Genomic DNA, 1,188 nt, shown 5'->3' on the forward strand with positions numbered 1-1,188 from the left:
CGGCTCGGTCTTGACGTCGATGATCTCGCCGAACCTCAGCACGATTGCCTGCTCGCCCGCCTTGACGACGAACACCGACGAATAGAGCAGAAACAGAAGGACGGCCGCGATGACCGCGATGATGGGAAGACGGTTGGCCATCACTGGTTACCTCCCAGCGCAGGCGCGGGCGGCGCCTTGGGCTGCAGTGCCGGTAGCGGCAGATAAGGAAGCACGCCCTGCCCGTTGCCCTGCTCGACGACGACCTTGTTCGAGTCCTTCAGGATCCTCTCCATTGTTTCCAGGTAAAGGCGCTTGCGCGTCACGTCGGGCGCCTTGGCGTATTCGTTGTAAACGGAGATGAAGCGCTGCGCCTCACCTTCGGCTTCCTGCACGACCCGGTTCTTGTAGGCGGCGGCATCTTCGCGGATCTGGGCCGCCTCGCCGCGCGCCTGGCCGAGCTTCTGGTTGGAATATTGATTGGCCTGCTCGACGAACTTGTCCTCGTCCTGCTCGGCGCGCTGCACCTCGTCGAAAGCATCGGCGACCTCGCGCGGCGGGGCGGCGTCCTCGATGGAGATTGCGTTGACTTGCAGACCCGTCTTGTAACCGTCGAGCGTGTTTTGGACGATCTCACGCACCGATGTGGCAATACCCTGGCGATCGTCGCGGAAAATATCCTGCGCGGGGCGCCGGCCGACGACCTCGCGCATGGCGCTTTCGGCCACCTGCGTCAGCATGCCGTCGGGATCTGAGACGTCGAAAAGATAGGCCCTTGGATCGGAAACCTGGTAGGCGACCGAGAACTGCACATTGACGATGTTCTGGTCGCCGGAGAGCATCAGCCCGGAGCCGCTGCTCGCCCCGCCGCCGATGCTGACGAGCTGCTCGGAAATCTTTGCCGTTTCGACCGTTTCGATCGGCCACCAGTGGAAATGCAGGCCTGGCTGCGAGAGCTCGGCCTTCGGCTTGCCGAAGCGCAATTCGACCGCGACCTCGTCAGGTTGCACGGTATAGATGGCCTTGAAAGCCCAAAGCACGACAAGCGCGAGCGCGATCAGCCCGAGGACGGCCGGGCTGGCGCCGCCGCCTCCCGGTAGAGCGCGCCGCAGCCTGTCCTGGCCACGGCGAATAATGTCCTCGAGATCGGGAGGCGAACCGGGCGGGCCGCTTGGGCCTTTCGGTCCCTGCCCCCAGGGCCCCTGATTG

Annotated in this window: 1 protein-coding gene and 1 pseudogene; both read right to left on the reverse strand. The window is 64.2% G+C overall.

Annotation, left to right across the window (positions count from 1 at the left end):
• Positions 1-141: pseudogene (locus EOA60_RS39435) on the reverse strand (protease modulator HflC); the annotation flags it as partial.
• The coding region (hflK, locus tag EOA60_RS33850; RefSeq protein WP_128312668.1) for an FtsH protease activity modulator HflK at positions 141-1,188 on the reverse strand (1,048 nt) is incomplete at its 5' end. The gene hflK and the pseudogene EOA60_RS39435, both read right to left, overlap by 1 nt.

The sequence above is a fragment of the Mesorhizobium sp. M1A.F.Ca.IN.020.06.1.1 genome, assembly GCF_004023265.1.
Lineage (GTDB): Bacteria > Pseudomonadota > Alphaproteobacteria > Rhizobiales > Rhizobiaceae > Mesorhizobium.